This is a genomic window from Pelagimonas sp. (assembly GCF_058892305.1).
The window spans coordinates 93,498-108,487 of record NZ_JBZXVN010000030.1 but is presented as its reverse complement, the minus strand read 5'-3'; the positions used below and the strand labels follow the sequence as shown (position 1 = coordinate 108,487).

The following is a 14,990-nucleotide window of genomic DNA, read 5'->3' as shown; positions in this document are numbered from 1 at the left end:
CCCAGCTTCTTCTTTCCCCAAATATCCTAGGGAGTCTCGAGCAACGCTCGAGACGGGGCAGCGCCCCATCCCCCATTAGACCAAAAGAGCCCCCGATCAGATCGAAGGCTTCTTTAAATTAGTGATTGTCGCGCGCCAAGGTGCGGCCAATTTTCTGATAGGCCGTCGCCAGCTCAAGACAGCCCCCTTCGGCCAACTGCCCGACATGCTTGCGATAAATCTCTTGCCAAGGAGTCTGGTGTTCCAACTCCGGCTCTTCCCAAGCGTCGATCCGCGCCTGCCATTCGCCATCGTCCACCAAGGCATTGAGCGTCGAGTTGTTCAAATCCAACCGCACCATGTCCCCGGTTTTTAGGTAAGCCAAACCACCACCCACAACTGATTCAGGTGACGCATTCAATATCGACGGGCTTTCCGATGTGCCCGACTGACGGCCATCACCAACGGTTGGCAGGTGGTTGATACCGCCTTTGATCAGCTCATCAGGTGGCTGCATGTTCACAACTTCGGCCGAGCCGGGATAACCAACACAGCCGACGCCGCGAATAAACAGGATGCAGTTTTCATCAATTTCAAGCGCCGGATCGTTCAGACGGTCATGATAATCCTCTGGCCCTTCAAACACGATGGCGCGGGCTTCGTGCACGCCCTCTTTACCGGGATGCGACAAGAAACGTTGTTGGAAGTCCGCCGAAATCACCGAGGTTTTCATCAGAGCGCTGTCAAAGAGATTGCCAGACAGGACCTTGAACCCCGAATTTTCGCGCATCGGCGCATCATAGGTTTTGATCACATCGAGATCGACGCTTTCGACACCGTCCAATGTTTCGCCCATGGTTTGACCCGAGGCGGTCATCGCGCCTTCGTGCAAACGTCCGGCCTTCTTGAGCTCGCCCATGATCGCGGGGACGCCACCGGCGCGGTAGAACCCTTCGCCCAGGTATTCGCCCGCCGGTTGGACATTGGCCAACAAAGGCACATCAAAACCAACCGTTTCCCAATCTTTGACGTTAAGTTCGACCCCAACATGGCGGGCTACGGCCTGCAAATGCGGCGGGGCGTTTGTCGACCCACCAATCGCGGCATTGGTGACAATTGCGTTTTCAAAGGCCTCGCGGGTCATGATGTCGGATGGTTTGAGATCATCAAGAACCATCTGCACAATGCGCTTACCGGTCAAAAAGGCCATTTCCATCCGTTCGCGGAAAGGCGCAGGAATGGCGGAACTTCCGGACAAGGTCATGCCCAGCGCTTCGGCCATGGCGTTCATCGTCGACGCCGTGCCCATAGTGTTGCAATGGCCCATCGACGGGGCTGAGGCGCAGGCGCGCTCCATGAATTCTTCGTAGTCAATCTTGCCCTCGGCCAGCAAACGACGGCCTTCCCAGATCACTGTGCCCGACCCGGCGCGTTTGCCTTTGAACCAACCGTCCAACATCGGCCCGCCATTGAGCGCAATCGCCGGGAGGTCAACCGTTGCCGCCCCCATCAACATCGCCGGAGTTGTCTTGTCACAGCCCGTGGTCAGAACCACGCCGTCAATCGGATAACCATGCAGCACCTCGACCAAAGTCAGATAGGCAAGGTTGCGATCAAGCGCCGCGGTGGGGCGTTTGCCGGTTTCTTGGATCGGATGCACCGGGAATTCCATTGGAATCCCCCCCGCTTCGCGGATACCGGCCTTGATCCGATCCATCAGGAACACGTGGATTTTGTTGCATGGGGCCAGATCGCTACCGGTTTGGGCGATGCCGATGATCGGGCGCTCGCTCTGAAGCTCTTCGCGGGTGAATGTCGCGTTCTGGTAGCGTTCAAGATAGAGCGCGGTCATGCCCGGATTGTTCGGGTTGTCGAACCATTCCTGAGAGCGGAACCGCTTGTGGGCGCGGGTATCTGACATGTTTTTCCTTCCCTGGCATGGCACGGCCCTTGGGCCATGCGCATAAGCTATTCACATTTTTAATCGGGGTCGCACGGCGTGTGGCGGCAAGCGCCCCCCTCTCGTGTCACCGCTGCTGTAACGCGAATCCGGCCGTGCGACAAGGCAGTTCCACTATTCAGAATTAAGTCCCAAATAGTGAAACCACTCACGCAAAAAGCCAAAAACTCCCCCATTTGCAAAAATGGTATACCATTCTTTGAAACCTGCAAGTGATCATTTCCCATTGATCGAACATAGCAAGCAGATACGCTTGTGAATTGTTTCTTTCTCAATTTTGGTATACCAAATTATTTAGGAGAACGTCTCAACGACGTTTTTGGGACGTTTGGGGGGACATCTATGAAACGAGTCATGGCACTTGGGCTGGTGATATTAACTGTGCCGCTTTCAGCTGGCGCAGAGGTCGCCTTGCAAGAGGTCAACGGTTGCATTGAAAACGCCCGCAGTTTGGGGACGTCCCCGATGTCATGCGTGGACAACACCCATGTCCCCTGCCTCGAAATTCCAGCCGAGACACCGAATGTTGCCACCCTTTGTTTCAAAGAAGCACAAGACACATGGTCGATGGGGATGAGCAATGCCTTGGACGTGATCAAAGGCAGCCTACCGGACATAGCCCCGATTGCCAGTATTGAGGTGAAATACGATTTGCTTAGCGGGTTGTTGCAATGTGACCGGATGGCCGAATTGGCCACGCTTCAAAACGCCGAAGACGAACAGATTTTGCTGCAAAAGACCCGATGCAGTGCCACGGCCTCTGGCTTGGCCTATGTACGGTTGGTGTGGCGCGCGCCCGAGGGGGCAACCCATGCTGACTGAGCCCCCTGCCCTTACGCTGATCGACGATGCTCCGCGTCCAACCACCGCACAAATCAACGCTTTTGACGGCATCCCAACCAGCTTTGTCTGTGATGCTTTGGGCGGCAACGGGGCCATGGCAGTCACGGTTGCGCCGGTGGGCTTTGGTCGCGATCTCGACTGCCGCGCCTTTGGCCCGGCCTTGGTGGCGGGCAATAGTCCGGGCGATATTATTGGCACCTTGGGTGCGGTGCATATGGCCCAAGCCGGGGATTTCATTGTCGCCGAAGCCCAAGGACATCAGGGCTGCGCCGCCGCTGGGGATTTATTACTGGGTCAGCTCCGCAATGCCGGCGCGGTTGGCTTTGCCACCGATGGGCCAATGCGCGATTATGACGGTATTGTCGCCGCTGGCCTACCCGCGTGGTGTACCGGCTTGTCCCCCAATTCGCCGTTTTCCAAAGGCCCCGGATACACCGGCGGCGTCGCGATGGTCGGCGGAGTTCGCGTGGCGACCGGAGATATGATCGTTGCCGACCGCGATGGTGTGGTCGTGATTCCCTTTGACCAGATTGAGGACGTCATTGCCGCCCTACCCGCCATTCAGGCCCAAGAGACCGACCGCGATACCAAGGTACGCAACGGCTTCAAAACCCCGCTCGATCTCGATCAGATGCTGAAAGATGGCCAGGCCTGTCGCAAAACCGCGCGCAAAAATGGTATACCAAATGCAGCATCGTCTTGACCCCGCGGACAGGGATGTAGAACTCACAGGCAATAGATTTATTGCAGGACCAGACTATGCCCCATGACACCGCGATTGCCGAGCTGAAATCCCTTTTGGGCGACCGATTGGTCGCGACACAGGCCGATCGTGACCTTCATGGTCAAAACGAAAGCTATCACCCGACCTTGCTCCCTGATGCGGTGGCCTATCCCGACACCACGCAAGAGGTCTCGGAGATCATCAAAATCTGTGCGGCGCATGACTGCCCCGTGACCGCCTATGGCGCGGCAAGTTCGCTAGAAGGGCAGCATTTGGCCACCAAGGGCGGCATCAGCCTTGATACCAGCCGCATGAACAAGCTTTTGAACGTGAATGACGAAGACCTAAATGTTGTAGTGCAACCGGGCTTGACGCGGATTGAATTGAACGAAGAGCTGCGTGCCACAGGCCTGTTTTTTCCGCTTGATCCCGGTGCCAATGCCTCGCTTGGTGGCATGGCGGCGACGCGGGCCTCGGGCACCACGGCGGTGCGCTATGGCACCATGGCCGATTGCGTCTTGGCCCTTGAGGCGGTGATGGCCGATGGCACAATCATCCGCACCGGTTCGCAGGCGCGCAAATCCTCGACCGGTTATGATCTAACCCATCTTTTGATTGGCTCCGAAGGCACGCTTGGCATCATCACCGAGTTGACCCTGAAACTTCAGGGCATCCCCGAGGCGGCCTCGGCAGCAACCTGTCGATTTGAGAGCGTCGAAGAGGCCGTCAACTGTGTGATCCTGACAATCCAAAGCGGCCTGCCGATGGCGCGGATCGAATTGATCGACGAATTGATGGTGCGCGGGTTCAACGTCTATAGCGACGCGGGCCTACCGGAAAAGCCGCATCTCTTTGTTGAATTCCACGGTACGCCAAGCGCGGTGGCCGAACAGGCGGCGTTGTTCGGTGAAATCGCCGAAGACTTTGGCGCAACCGGGTTTGAACACGCCGAAAAGACCGAAGACCGCAACAAGCTTTGGACCATGCGCCACAATGCGCACCATGCCAACAAGGCGCTGGCCCCCGGCAAAGGCGTCATTTCAACCGATGTTTGTGTGCCGATTTCGAAACTTGCCGAGGCCATTGTCGAAGCCCAAGACAAGGCCCGCGACATGGGACTTAGCTGTGCCATTGTTGGCCACGTCGGCGACGGAAACTACCACTGTGGGTTGAACGTTGACACATCGGACGCCGAGGAAATGAAAACTGCCAAAGCCTTTGTCGGTGTTCTGAACGACAGCGCCCTGCGCCTTGGTGGGACAGTCAGCGGTGAACATGGCATCGGCATGGGCAAAACCGCCTATATGCACGCCGAACATGGCCCGGCCCTTGCCTATATGCGCGCCATCAAGGCCGCATTGGATCCAAAGGGTATTTTGAATCCGGGCAAGATGTTGCCCGCTACCAATCACCACTGAACGACGGAAAACACCTGATATGAAACGCTTTTTGTGCCTCGGAGAATGTATGGTCGAGCTGGCCCCGACGTCGGACGGGCTTTACCGTATGGGCTATGCCGGGGATACGTTCAATTGTGCTTGGTATGCGCGGCAATTGCTTGGCGATGACTGGGTCGTGCAATATGGCACCGTGGTCGGAGAGGATGCGGCATCCGATGGGATGCTGGCCTATATGGAGGATCATGGCGTTGATACCGCGACCGTGCGTCGGGTGTCTGAGCGCACGGTAGGATTGTATTCGATCCAACTCAAGGATGGCGAGCGCAGCTTCTCCTATTGGCGGGGTGAGGCGGCAGCACGGCTTTTGGCCGATGACGAGGCGTGGCTTGATAGTATTCTGGCCGACCGTCAGGTGATCCAGTTCTCGGGCATTACCTTGGCCATCCTGTCGCCGGAAAAACGCGAGGTTTTGGCCCGCGCCCTGACCCGTGCTCGTGCCGCTGGGGCTTTGGTGGCCTTTGACACCAATCTGCGCCCCAAACTCTGGGAAAGCGAACAGGCGATGCGCGATGGTTTGCTCCTTGGGGCGTCAGTGTCGGATGTGGTGTTGCCAAGCTTTGACGAGGAAGAGGCCTGTTTTGGCGACAAATCCCAAGCGGACACCATCACGCGGTATCGCAATGTTGGGGCCAAGGTGATCGCGGTCAAAAACGGCCCCGATACATGCCATGTTTGGGCGGACGGCGTTGGCGAAAGCCTTGTGACCCCTGCCGCTGTGGCCAAGGTGGTCGACAGCACCGCCGCCGGTGACAGCTTTGCCGGTGGGTTCCTCGTGACTTTGGTCCAAGGGGCCACAGCAGCAGAGGCCACCAAGGAAGCCTCGGAATTGGCAGCACAGGTCATTCAACGGCGCGGCGCGCTGGCCCCTGATATTTTTGGCAAAGGATAGGCGTTATGAAGGTATTGATATTGGGCGGCGGCGGGTTTCTTGGCCGCAAACTGGCGCTAAAATTGGCCGAGCAGCAGTCGCTTCGCGGCAAAGCAATCGACCAGATGGTTTTGGCCGATATTGTCGACCCAAAGCCGATCGAGGCCCCATTTCCCGTTCACTATCAACCTTGTGACATCTCTAACCCGGCCTCGGTTGCCGATTGTATCGATGCCGAAACGGATGTGATTTACCTTTTGGCGGCGGTGGTCTCGGCCCATGCCGAAGAGGATATCGACGCCGGGCTAAGCGCCAACATGATGGGTGTTTTGAACGTCTTGGAACGCTGCCGTGCGCTTGGGACCTGCCCCGTTGTGGTCTTTACCTCGTCCATCGCCGTCTTTGGTGGCGACACGCCGCAGCCGTTCAACGATTTTAGCCTGCCCAATCCACAGACCAGCTATGGTGCGCAAAAGATGATCGGCGAATATCTCGTCACCGATTATTCGCGCCGTGGGTTGATTGATGGGCGTGGCTTTCGCCTTCCGACGATCACCGTGCGCCCCGGCAAACCCAACCGCGCCGCCAGCAGCTTTATGTCGTCGATTTTTCGCGAACCTTTGAACGGGGAGGCAGCCAATTGCCCGGTCGAGCCTGATTTTAAACAGCTCTATCTTTCCCCGCGCAAATGCATCGAAAACCTGATCAAAGGGGCCGAATTGCAGGCAGCCGATTTGGGGCAAAACCGCTGTATGACAATGCCGGGCAAGGTGTGGTCGATTGGTCAGATGATCGAGGCGATGACCAATGTCACCGGGCCCGCCGCCGCCACCCGGATCACATGGCAAAAACAGCCAGAGATCGAAGGCATTCTTAAGGGCTGGCACATGGATATTCGCACCGATCGCGGGCTTGCTCTTGGCCTTGAACCCGATGACAGTTTCGAAGACAACATCCGTATCTACCTAGAAGACGACGCGCCGCAATCGTGAAAGGCCACGCCATGAGCAACTTTGCCAACTACCCGTGCTTGAAAGATAAAACCGTATTTATCACCGGCGGGGCCTCGGGGATTGGGGCGGAGATCGTGTCGGCTTTTGCCGCCCAGGGGGCCAAGGTTGGCTTTGTTGACAAGGATGTCGCCGGTGGCGAGGCTTTGGCGGCGAAACTTGGCGGCGATGTGGCCTTTGAGGCGTGTGACTTGCGCGACATCGACAGTTTAAAAACCGCTTTTGCCAATCTTGCGACGCGCCTTGGCGATGCGCAGGTTCTGGTGAACAATGCGGCGCGCGATGATCGTCATGATTGGCGCGAGGTGACCCCAGAGTATTGGGATGAGCGTCAGCAAACCAACCTCAAACACATGTTCTTTGCGATGCAGGCCGTTGCCCCGGCCATGGTCGCTGCAGGGGCCGGTTCGATCATCAACATGGGGTCAAATTCATGGTGGGAAGCGGTGGGCAATTTCCCCGCCTATGCCACCGCCAAAGCCGCCGTACATGGGTTGTCGCGCACCATGGCGCGGGATTTGGGCGATGCGCGTATTCGGGTCAACACGGTGGTGCCCGGCTGGATCATGACCGAGCGTCAAAAAGAGCTTTGGGTGACACCCGAAGGGCTTGCCGATCATCTCAAAAACCAATGCCTGCCTGACGCCATAGACCCGGTCTATGTCGCGCGCATGGTGCTGTTTTTGGCCTCTGATGATGCCGCCATGTGTACCGGCGGCAACTTTTTCGTCGATGGTGGCTCGGTCTAACCCGAGCCCACTATTCCGTTACTCGGTACGACCGTAAAATGTCATGCGGGCCTCTGGCGACAGGGACACGCCCGGTTCGGTATTATAGGCCAAGACCGCCAACATACGGGTGCGCGCGCCATCGTTCGGCGCAACGCGGTGGATCGAGTTGCGGCCACGGAAAAACACCAATGTACCGGCCTCGGCAGTCACCGTGTTGACCTCGGCTTTGCCATCCAGAATGTCGCCAACCGTGTCAAAGCCCATCTCGCCGCTATCAGCGTCGCGCACGTCGCTGACATATTCAAACTGCCCCCCCTTCTCCGGCGCTTGCACCATCAGCGTGATCGCAAAGGAGGAGTTGTCAAAATGCCAACCTAGTTCCTGGCCGGTTTTGGCAAAGTGCAAGTTGATCGACGAAAGCGGATCGGCGTATTCGTAAAGCGCCTGCTCGCCCAACACCTCACAGAGGAAGCCGCGAAAGTCATCGGCGTTATAGAGCGTCCGAAGCGCAGAGTCCGCCGGCATCAGATCATCGGTGATACATCCCTTGGATGAGGTCACCAACCGGTTGCGCGGATGGTCTGGGGCAAAGTCGGGGTCCGGCGCGCTGAGGTAAACAGTATGCTGGGCGGTGGTCGCAAAGACTTTGTCTTCGTTGGCGTGGCCCTCGTCGTGAATGGTCTTGATCGCCTTTGGCGTGACAAAACCCGGCATGCTTAGAATGCCGGTCGCGTCATATTCAGCCTTGCAGGCAGCGCGAAAGTCGGGGTCGGCGATTGGATAGGTCGTTAGGTTCACGATCTCAGGGAAATGCATGGCCTGTCCTTTGTGTTGGCGTCATCCCAGTGATAATCGAGATTTAAGATCGGAAAAAATTGTATTATCCAGCCTATTAGGAAAGAAAAATCACTCCAGAAGGTGTCTTGATGAAAATCACCTTGCGCCAATGTCAATATTTTCGCGCCGTCGCCGAAACGGGGGGCATTGCCTCTGCGGCAGAGATCCTTGGCATTTCGCAGCCCGCGATTGCTCAGGCGATCCGCAAGCTTGAGGATATGACCGGGTTGATCCTGTTCCGACGTCTTCATGCGCGGGGTATGGAGCTTACCCCGCATGGGAGCGCATTTTTGCGCCATGTAGAATGCCTATTGGCGACGGCGGCACAGGTTGAGCAGGCTGTGACCTCGATTGCGGAAAACCGCAGCGGCACGATACGGCTAGGGTGTTTTCAATCCCTTGCGCCGTTTTGCTTGGCCCAGATTGTTCGCGGATACAAAAACCGCGCGCCCGGCGTTGTGTTGGAGGTGTGCGAAATGCTGCAACATGACTTGACCGACGCGCTTGTCGCCAATGAGCTTGACCTCGCGATCCTCTATGATCTTGGCTTGGACCCCGGCCACCTTGCGTGGCACACGCTGGCCGTTGCCGAACCCTATCTAATCGTGCCTCCGGGCCATCGGCTTGATCGCCGCCACCCTGCATCGCTGACCGAGTTGAAAGGCGAGGATTTCATTCTTTTCGATGCCCCGCAAAGCCGGGAGTATTTTTATGCAATTTTTGCAAAACATGGGATCAGACCGCAGATAGCTTTTCGATCGGCCTCGATAGAATCAGTCCGATGTAGCGTGGCACAGGGCTTGGGCGTGTCCATTTTGTCGATGCGTCCGGCGTCAAATGACACCTATGACGGCAACCGGGTTGTCCCGATCAAACTGCGCGACGATCTCCCTCCGACGCCAATTGTGATGGCCTATCGCGCCGATCCAAGGCCCAGCGCCTTGGCCGAGCCCCTTATCGAGTATTGCGGGGAGGTTTTCGCGAGGATGGGCCATTTCAGCTAGACCAACCAGAAAAGCACAAAAGATCACATTGTTCAGAGCCTTGGATTGACGAGAAACTTGCCCCGCCCGATAAGCCAGTAACTGGTTACAAAATTTGGGAAATACCCCGGGGCAAGACCCTTTTATGAGGTGAGTTTATGACTTTGAGATTGAGTGCGGCGCAGGTTTTCGCCAAGGCCCTTATCGGCACCTGTTTGTTGAGTATCGCAGGCTGTGCCCAGCCCCCCGGCCCCTCCATTCCCCAAAACGAAAACGCCAGCCTTGCCGAGGCGAAGGCCGCGCTCAAGACCTGTTCATCCTACGCAAATAGCGGTGGAAATGCCGCCGTTGTGGCCAATTATGCCGCCGGTGCTGCCTTTGGCGGTGTTGTGGTTGGACCAATCATTGTTGCGTCAAACCATCACAACATTCGCAGGCGTGGCGAAGCCGGTGCCGTTGACAATTGTCTTGAACGCTACGGGTTCACGCGGCGCGAATTGAGTGAAGGGGAGCTTCACATGCTCAACCGCTTGGGTCCCTATGGCCGTGAGAAATTTCTCGGTCATCTGATCGGGGGCGGCACCTTGGAAACTTACGTCAACTAGACCAAGGAACCGCCGGTTTCTTTGCTTTGCAGTATTTAGTTCACCGGGGTAAGCAACGCGTCCCCGGCCAGAAACGCCGCGATATTGTCGTGTTGCAGCACCGCCATGGCGGTGCGGGTTTCCACGGTGCCCGACCCCTGATGCGGTTGGAGAACCACGTTATCAAGCGCGGCAAAGCGCGGGTCGATATTGGGTTCATTCAGGAACACATCAAGCCCCGCCCCGGCTATCGCTCCGCTTTCCAAAGCGTCCAAAAGCGCTGCTTCGTCCACCGTTGTGCCGCGCGAAATGTTGATGACAACACCCCGTGGACCAAGCGCGGCAATCGCCTCGGCCGAAACATGTTTTTCGGTCTCTTTGCCACCAACAAGAGCGATCACCAGAAAATCGACCGCCGCCGCCAGAGACACCACATCAGAATGATAGGTCCAGCCCGGCGTGTCTTTTTGAGAGCGTGAGCTATAGTGAATGTCCATCTTGAACGCCGCCAAACGGTCGGCGATTTCGCGACCAATGCGCCCCAAGCCGACGATCCCGACAGTCGACCCAGACGCTTTGCGGTTCAAGGGAAGCTCACCTTCCTTGGCCCAAAGGCCCGACCGCGCCCGCGCCTCGCCGACGATCATGTTGCGCGATTGCGCCAGCAACATTGCCACGGCCAAATCGGCAACATCGTCGTTCAAAACGTCCGGTGTGTTGGTCACTTTGATACCGCGCGCCGAAGCGGCGGTGACGTCGATGGCATCATAGCCAACACCGAAATTGGCGATCACACCAAGATTGGGCATCTGGTCCATGATCTCGGCTCCCAGCGGCATATGCCCTTTGAACGCCAGCGCGGTGATGCCCGCCCGCGTGGATGCGTCGATTGCGGAGACTTCGTCGGCTTTCAGCGCCGCAACCGTGGCAAATGACCCCTCCAACCGGGCCCGTTCTTCGGCAGTGAACCCCGCCCCCAATAGCAATACGTTGGTCATGGTGCCTCCTCAGAGCAGTTTGGAAATGCGCGACAGCGCTTCGGTGATATTTTCGGCGGAATTGGCGTAGGAAAAGCGCAGATACCCCTCACCCCAAGCGCCAAAGGACGTGCCCGCAACCGTGGCCACACCGGCCTCGTCCAGAAACTTGTCTTGCGCCTGGTTTGCCGTCAGCCCGGTGCCCTCGATATTGGGGAAGGCATAAAACGCCCCCGCCGCATCAGCGCAGCGCACACCGGGCAAGGCATTCAACCCATCGACGATGATTTGGCGACGTTTGTCGAATTGGGCGACCATATCCCGGACCGCGTCTTGGGGACCATTTAGTGCAGCGATCCCGGCGAACTGGGTCGCGGCATTCACACAAGAATGATCGTTGATACAAAGCCGTGTGACGTGATCAACGCAAGCATCCGGCCACACTGCATAGCCAAGGCGCCAACCGGTCATCGCATAGGTTTTCGACCAGCCATCCAGCATGATCAAACGGTCACGAATTTCGGGGTATTGCAGCAGGCTAACGTGTTCACGCCCGCCATAAAGCATGTTGGAGTAAATCTCATCCGACATCAACGCGACGCCGGGATGCGCCTCTAGCCCTTTGACAAGCTTGTCGATTTCGGCGCGCGGGGTGACCCCGCCGGTTGGGTTGGCGGGCGAGTTGATAATGATCAGGCTGGTCTTGTCAGTGATCTGGCCCAACACCTCATCGGCCGAAAAGGCAAAACCATTTTCCTCCTTCAAGGCAATGGGAACCGGCGTCGCGCCGGAATAGCGGATCACGCTTTCATAGATCGGAAAGCCGGGATTGGGGTACATGATTTCAGCGCCGGGTTGGCCGAACATCATCACCGCAAAGAACATCGTCGGCTTGCCGCCGGGCACCACAACGACGTTATCAGGGTTGACCTCAACATCATGGCGGCGGTGCAAATCGGCGGCCACGGCCTCGCGCAGTGCGGGCAATCCGTTGGCCGGTGTATAGCCGTGATGCCCATCGCGCAGCGCTTTGATGCCGGCCTCGACGATATGATCCGGCGTCTGAAAATCCGGCTGCCCAATGCCGAGGTTGATGATGTCCTGCCCTTGGGCGGCCAATTGTTGGGCCCGCGCCAAAACCATAAAGGCCGATTCCGTGCCCAACCGCGACAGGCTGGTGGCAAATTTCAGCTGTGTCATGCTGCTCCCCCACATTTTCGAACGCAATCTTGCGACGTTTGGATTTGGTATACCAGTCGCGAATATCTTCGCAATTGCGAAAAACCGGTTGCACTGCCCCGGCGGGCGCATTTGAGTGGCACGGCACCAGACGGGAGAGCCAGAATGAAACAACCACGCATCTTGATCGCCGGGGGCGGCATTGGTGGGTTAGCATTGGCCCTGTCTTTGCACGAGGTCGGGGTTCCGTTTCGGATTTATGAATCCTCTCGCGAGTTGAAACCTCTCGGCGTTGGGATCAACCTGCAACCCAATGCCGTGCGGGAGCTGGACGATATGGGCATGGGCGAAAGCCTGTTGTCCAAGGTTGGCATACCTCTCAAGGAATGGGCCCTTGTCGGGTTAAACGGCAAGGATATTCACGCCGAACCGCGTGGTGTTGCCGCCGGCTATGACTGGCCGCAATACTCGGTGCATCGTGGCGAGTTTCACATGGCGCTTTATGACGAACTGATAAAACGGGCCGGGCGTCGCTCTGTGCGTTTGGGGGTTCAGGCCAAGGCGTATAAGATCAACAGCGATGGGACCGTGTCGCTGACGGTTGAAACGAGCGACGGTGTCGTTGCCGAAGAAACCGGAACTTTGTTGATTGGGGCCGATGGCATTCATTCGACGGTGCGCGCCCAAATGCACCCGGATCAACCTCCAATCCATTGGGGCGGCACGCTAATGTGGCGCGGCACCACACAGGCGAAACCGTTTCGCACCGGGGCGTCCTTTATTGGGTTGGGAACACACCGCCAGCGCATTGTGATGTATCCGATTTCTCCGGTTGACCCGGCCACCGGTTTGGCCACCATCAACTGGATTGCCGAAACCGTGACCGATACCGCTTCGGAGCGGCAGCGCAACAGCTGGTTCCGCCCGGTGGAAATCGATAGTTTCGCCCATCATTTCGACCATTTTACGTATGATTGGCTTGATGCACCGACGATGATCCGTGGCGCAAAACAAGTCTTTGAAAACCCGATGATCGACCGCGACCCTGTCCCGACCTGGGTCGATGGCCCGGTTGCCCTATTGGGCGACGCGGCGCATCCCATGTACCCAACCGGCTCAAATGGGGCGAGCCAGGCCATAATGGACGCCCGAATTTTGACCCGCCATTTTCTGGATGGCGGCCTCACTCCTACGGCCTTGCAAGCCTATAATGATGAGCTTTGCGCCCCGCTTTCTGAATTGGTGTTGCGCAATCGCGGCTCTGGTCCTTTTGGGCTTTTGGAAATGGTCCAAAGCCGCTGTGACGGCATCTTTGACAACATTGATGATGTCATCCCCGCCCAAGAACGCGAAGCGTTTTTGAAACGCTATAAAACTGCGGCGGGCTATGCGCGCGACCAGCTCAACGCCGCCTCCCGCCGAATAAACGAGGGGGAGACGGTGGATTTGTCACGTTAGATCAACGGATTGAACCGCCAGATCCAGCTTGTCGACCAATTCATCCAGTTGCACATCCTGCAAAATAAACGGCGGGGCCAAAAGAACGTGATCACCGGTGCGGCCATCGACGGTTCCGCCCATCGGGTAGCAAATCAACCCATGGGCAAAGGCGGCTTTCTTAAGCTGGGCGTTGACTTTGAGGGCGGGGTCAAACGTCGCTTTGGTGTTTCGGTCTTTCACCAACTCAAGCCCAAGGAACAAGCCGCGACCGCGAATCTCGCCCACATGTGGGTGCTGACCAAAGCGGTCTTCTAGACGCGCCCGCAGCCCGTCGCCCAAGGGCGCAACACTTGCCAAAACGTCTTGATCTATCAGCCGCTCAAGAACAGCGCCCGCCGCAGCACAGGCCACAGGATGGCCGATATAGGTGTGACCATGTTGGAAAAATCCGCTTCCATGGGCAATGGCATCATAGATGTCACCGCTACAAAGCATCGCCCCGATCGGTTGATATCCGGCCCCTAACCCTTTGGCCACGGTACAAATATCTGGGCTTATCCCGTCTTGCTCACTGGCAAATAGAGTTCCCGTCCGCCCCATGCCGCACATGACTTCGTCAAGGATCAACAAAATGCCATGTCGGTCACAGATCTCGCGGATACGTTTAAAATAGTTGGCCACCGGCGGCACCCCACCCAAGGTCGCGCCGACAACAGGTTCGGCGACAAACGCCATGATTGTCTCGCCGCCATGACATTCGATCTCATGTTCCAACTCGGCAATCAAACGATCGCAATACTCCCCCTCGGTCTCGCCGCTTTGCTGCCCTCGATAGGCGTAGCAAGCCGAGACGTGGCTGACCTCCATCAACAAGGGCGCAAACGGATCGCGGCGCCACGCGTTCCCGCCGGTCGCCAATGCACCCAGCGTGTTGCCATGGTAGCTTTGTTGCCGGGCAATGATGCGGCTACGCTGGGGCTGCCCGATTTCCAGATAGTATTGCCGCGCCAGTTTCAACGCCGCCTCCACTGCCTCGGACCCACCTGAGACGAAATAGACCCGGTCCAATCCCTCTGGTGCATGTTGTATCAGTTTGCTGGCCAAAGCCTCGGCCGGGTCCGAAGTGAAAAAGCCGGTATGGGCAAAGGCGACCTGATCTATCTGAGCGCGAATCGCAGCCGCGACATGCAGGTCGGAATGGCCCAAACACGACACCGCCGCACCACCAGAGCCATCCAAATAGGCCCTGCCTTGTTTGTCATACAAATACGGCCCATCGCCGTGGGACACCACGGGTGTTGGATTTTGAGCGTGACGGGGAAAAACGTGGCTCATTGGGTATTTACCTCATTGAGTTAAGGCGAAAGCCCCGAAAATTCAGGGCAATATCAGGGGCGGGACAACGAGAAACACAT

General features: G+C 57.3%; 14 protein-coding genes. 9 read left to right on the top strand and 5 right to left on the bottom strand.

Annotated features, from left to right (window positions below; translation table 11 throughout):
* Nucleotides 1-118: 118 nt before the first annotated feature.
* Nucleotides 119-1,900 carry an IlvD/Edd family dehydratase gene (locus AC5EFR_RS12760; protein WP_493576181.1) on the bottom strand — a complete coding sequence of 594 codons (1,782 nt, stop codon included), beginning with the start codon at nt 1,898-1,900 and terminating at the stop codon, nt 119-121.
* A 381-nt stretch (nt 1,901-2,281) separates the two neighbouring features.
* Between AC5EFR_RS12760 and AC5EFR_RS12755 the strand changes: the two genes are divergently transcribed.
* From AC5EFR_RS12755 to AC5EFR_RS12730, 6 genes are read left to right on the top strand one after another with little or no spacing between them, the layout of a single operon-like run.
* Nucleotides 2,282-2,761, top strand: coding sequence for a hypothetical protein (locus tag AC5EFR_RS12755; protein WP_493576180.1), 480 nt, complete (start codon nt 2,282-2,284; stop codon nt 2,759-2,761).
* The gene (locus AC5EFR_RS12750; protein ID WP_493576179.1) at nt 2,751-3,485 is read left to right on the top strand and encodes an RraA family protein; all 735 of its coding nucleotides are present in this window, start codon (nt 2,751-2,753) and stop codon (nt 3,483-3,485) included. The genes AC5EFR_RS12755 and AC5EFR_RS12750 overlap by 11 nt, the downstream gene beginning before the upstream one ends.
* A 56-nt stretch (nt 3,486-3,541) precedes the next feature.
* A complete protein-coding gene (locus AC5EFR_RS12745; protein ID WP_493576178.1) occupies nt 3,542-4,924 on the top strand; it encodes an FAD-binding oxidoreductase in 1,383 nt (460 codons plus the stop codon).
* Between the two features lie 19 nt (nt 4,925-4,943).
* Nucleotides 4,944-5,855 (top strand): sugar kinase, encoded by a 912-nt coding sequence (locus tag AC5EFR_RS12740; RefSeq protein ID WP_493576177.1) that lies wholly within the window; start codon nt 4,944-4,946, stop codon nt 5,853-5,855.
* Between the two features lie 5 nt (nt 5,856-5,860).
* Nucleotides 5,861-6,826 carry a D-erythronate dehydrogenase gene (gene denD, locus AC5EFR_RS12735; RefSeq protein WP_493576176.1) on the top strand — a complete coding sequence of 322 codons (966 nt, stop codon included), beginning with the start codon at nt 5,861-5,863 and terminating at the stop codon, nt 6,824-6,826.
* Between the two features lie 11 nt (nt 6,827-6,837).
* Nucleotides 6,838-7,593, top strand: a complete 756-nt coding sequence (locus AC5EFR_RS12730) for an SDR family NAD(P)-dependent oxidoreductase (RefSeq protein WP_493576175.1) — start codon at nt 6,838-6,840, stop codon at nt 7,591-7,593.
* 18 nt (nt 7,594-7,611) lie between these two features.
* Here AC5EFR_RS12730 and AC5EFR_RS12725 read toward each other — a convergent pair whose 3' ends face one another.
* A complete protein-coding gene (locus AC5EFR_RS12725; RefSeq protein WP_493576174.1) occupies nt 7,612-8,391 on the bottom strand; it encodes a HalD/BesD family halogenase in 780 nt (259 codons plus the stop codon).
* A 110-nt stretch (nt 8,392-8,501) separates the two neighbouring features.
* Here AC5EFR_RS12725 and AC5EFR_RS12720 point away from each other — a divergent pair, with 110 nt between their 5' ends.
* Complete coding sequence (locus AC5EFR_RS12720; RefSeq protein ID WP_493576173.1) at nt 8,502-9,416, top strand: LysR family transcriptional regulator; 915 nt, start codon at nt 8,502-8,504, stop codon at nt 9,414-9,416.
* Nucleotides 9,417-9,553: 137 nt separating this feature from the next.
* Nucleotides 9,554-10,000, top strand: a complete 447-nt coding sequence (locus tag AC5EFR_RS12715; RefSeq protein WP_493576172.1) for a hypothetical protein — start codon at nt 9,554-9,556, stop codon at nt 9,998-10,000.
* A gap of 35 nt (nt 10,001-10,035) precedes the next feature.
* Here the strand turns inward: AC5EFR_RS12715 and AC5EFR_RS12710 are convergent, their stop codons facing one another.
* Both AC5EFR_RS12710 and AC5EFR_RS12705 read right to left on the bottom strand, forming a co-directional pair.
* Entirely contained in the window at nt 10,036-10,977 is a 942-nt protein-coding gene (locus AC5EFR_RS12710) for a 2-hydroxyacid dehydrogenase (protein WP_493576171.1), read from the bottom strand.
* Nucleotides 10,978-10,986: 9 nt separating this feature from the next.
* Nucleotides 10,987-12,156, bottom strand: coding sequence for a pyridoxal phosphate-dependent aminotransferase (locus AC5EFR_RS12705; protein WP_493576170.1), 1,170 nt, complete (start codon nt 12,154-12,156; stop codon nt 10,987-10,989).
* 144 nt (nt 12,157-12,300) lie between these two features.
* Here AC5EFR_RS12705 and AC5EFR_RS12700 point away from each other — a divergent pair, with 144 nt between their 5' ends.
* A complete protein-coding gene (locus tag AC5EFR_RS12700) occupies nt 12,301-13,593 on the top strand; it encodes a flavin-dependent oxidoreductase (protein ID WP_493576169.1) in 1,293 nt (430 codons plus the stop codon).
* On the opposite strand, the gene AC5EFR_RS12695 is transcribed toward AC5EFR_RS12700, so the two are convergent.
* Nucleotides 13,585-14,910: an aspartate aminotransferase family protein gene (locus AC5EFR_RS12695; RefSeq protein WP_493576168.1), complete on the bottom strand. Its 1,326-nt coding sequence runs from the start codon at nt 14,908-14,910 to the stop codon at nt 13,585-13,587. The genes AC5EFR_RS12700 and AC5EFR_RS12695 overlap by 9 nt on opposite strands.
* Nucleotides 14,911-14,990: the final 80 nt, after the last annotated feature.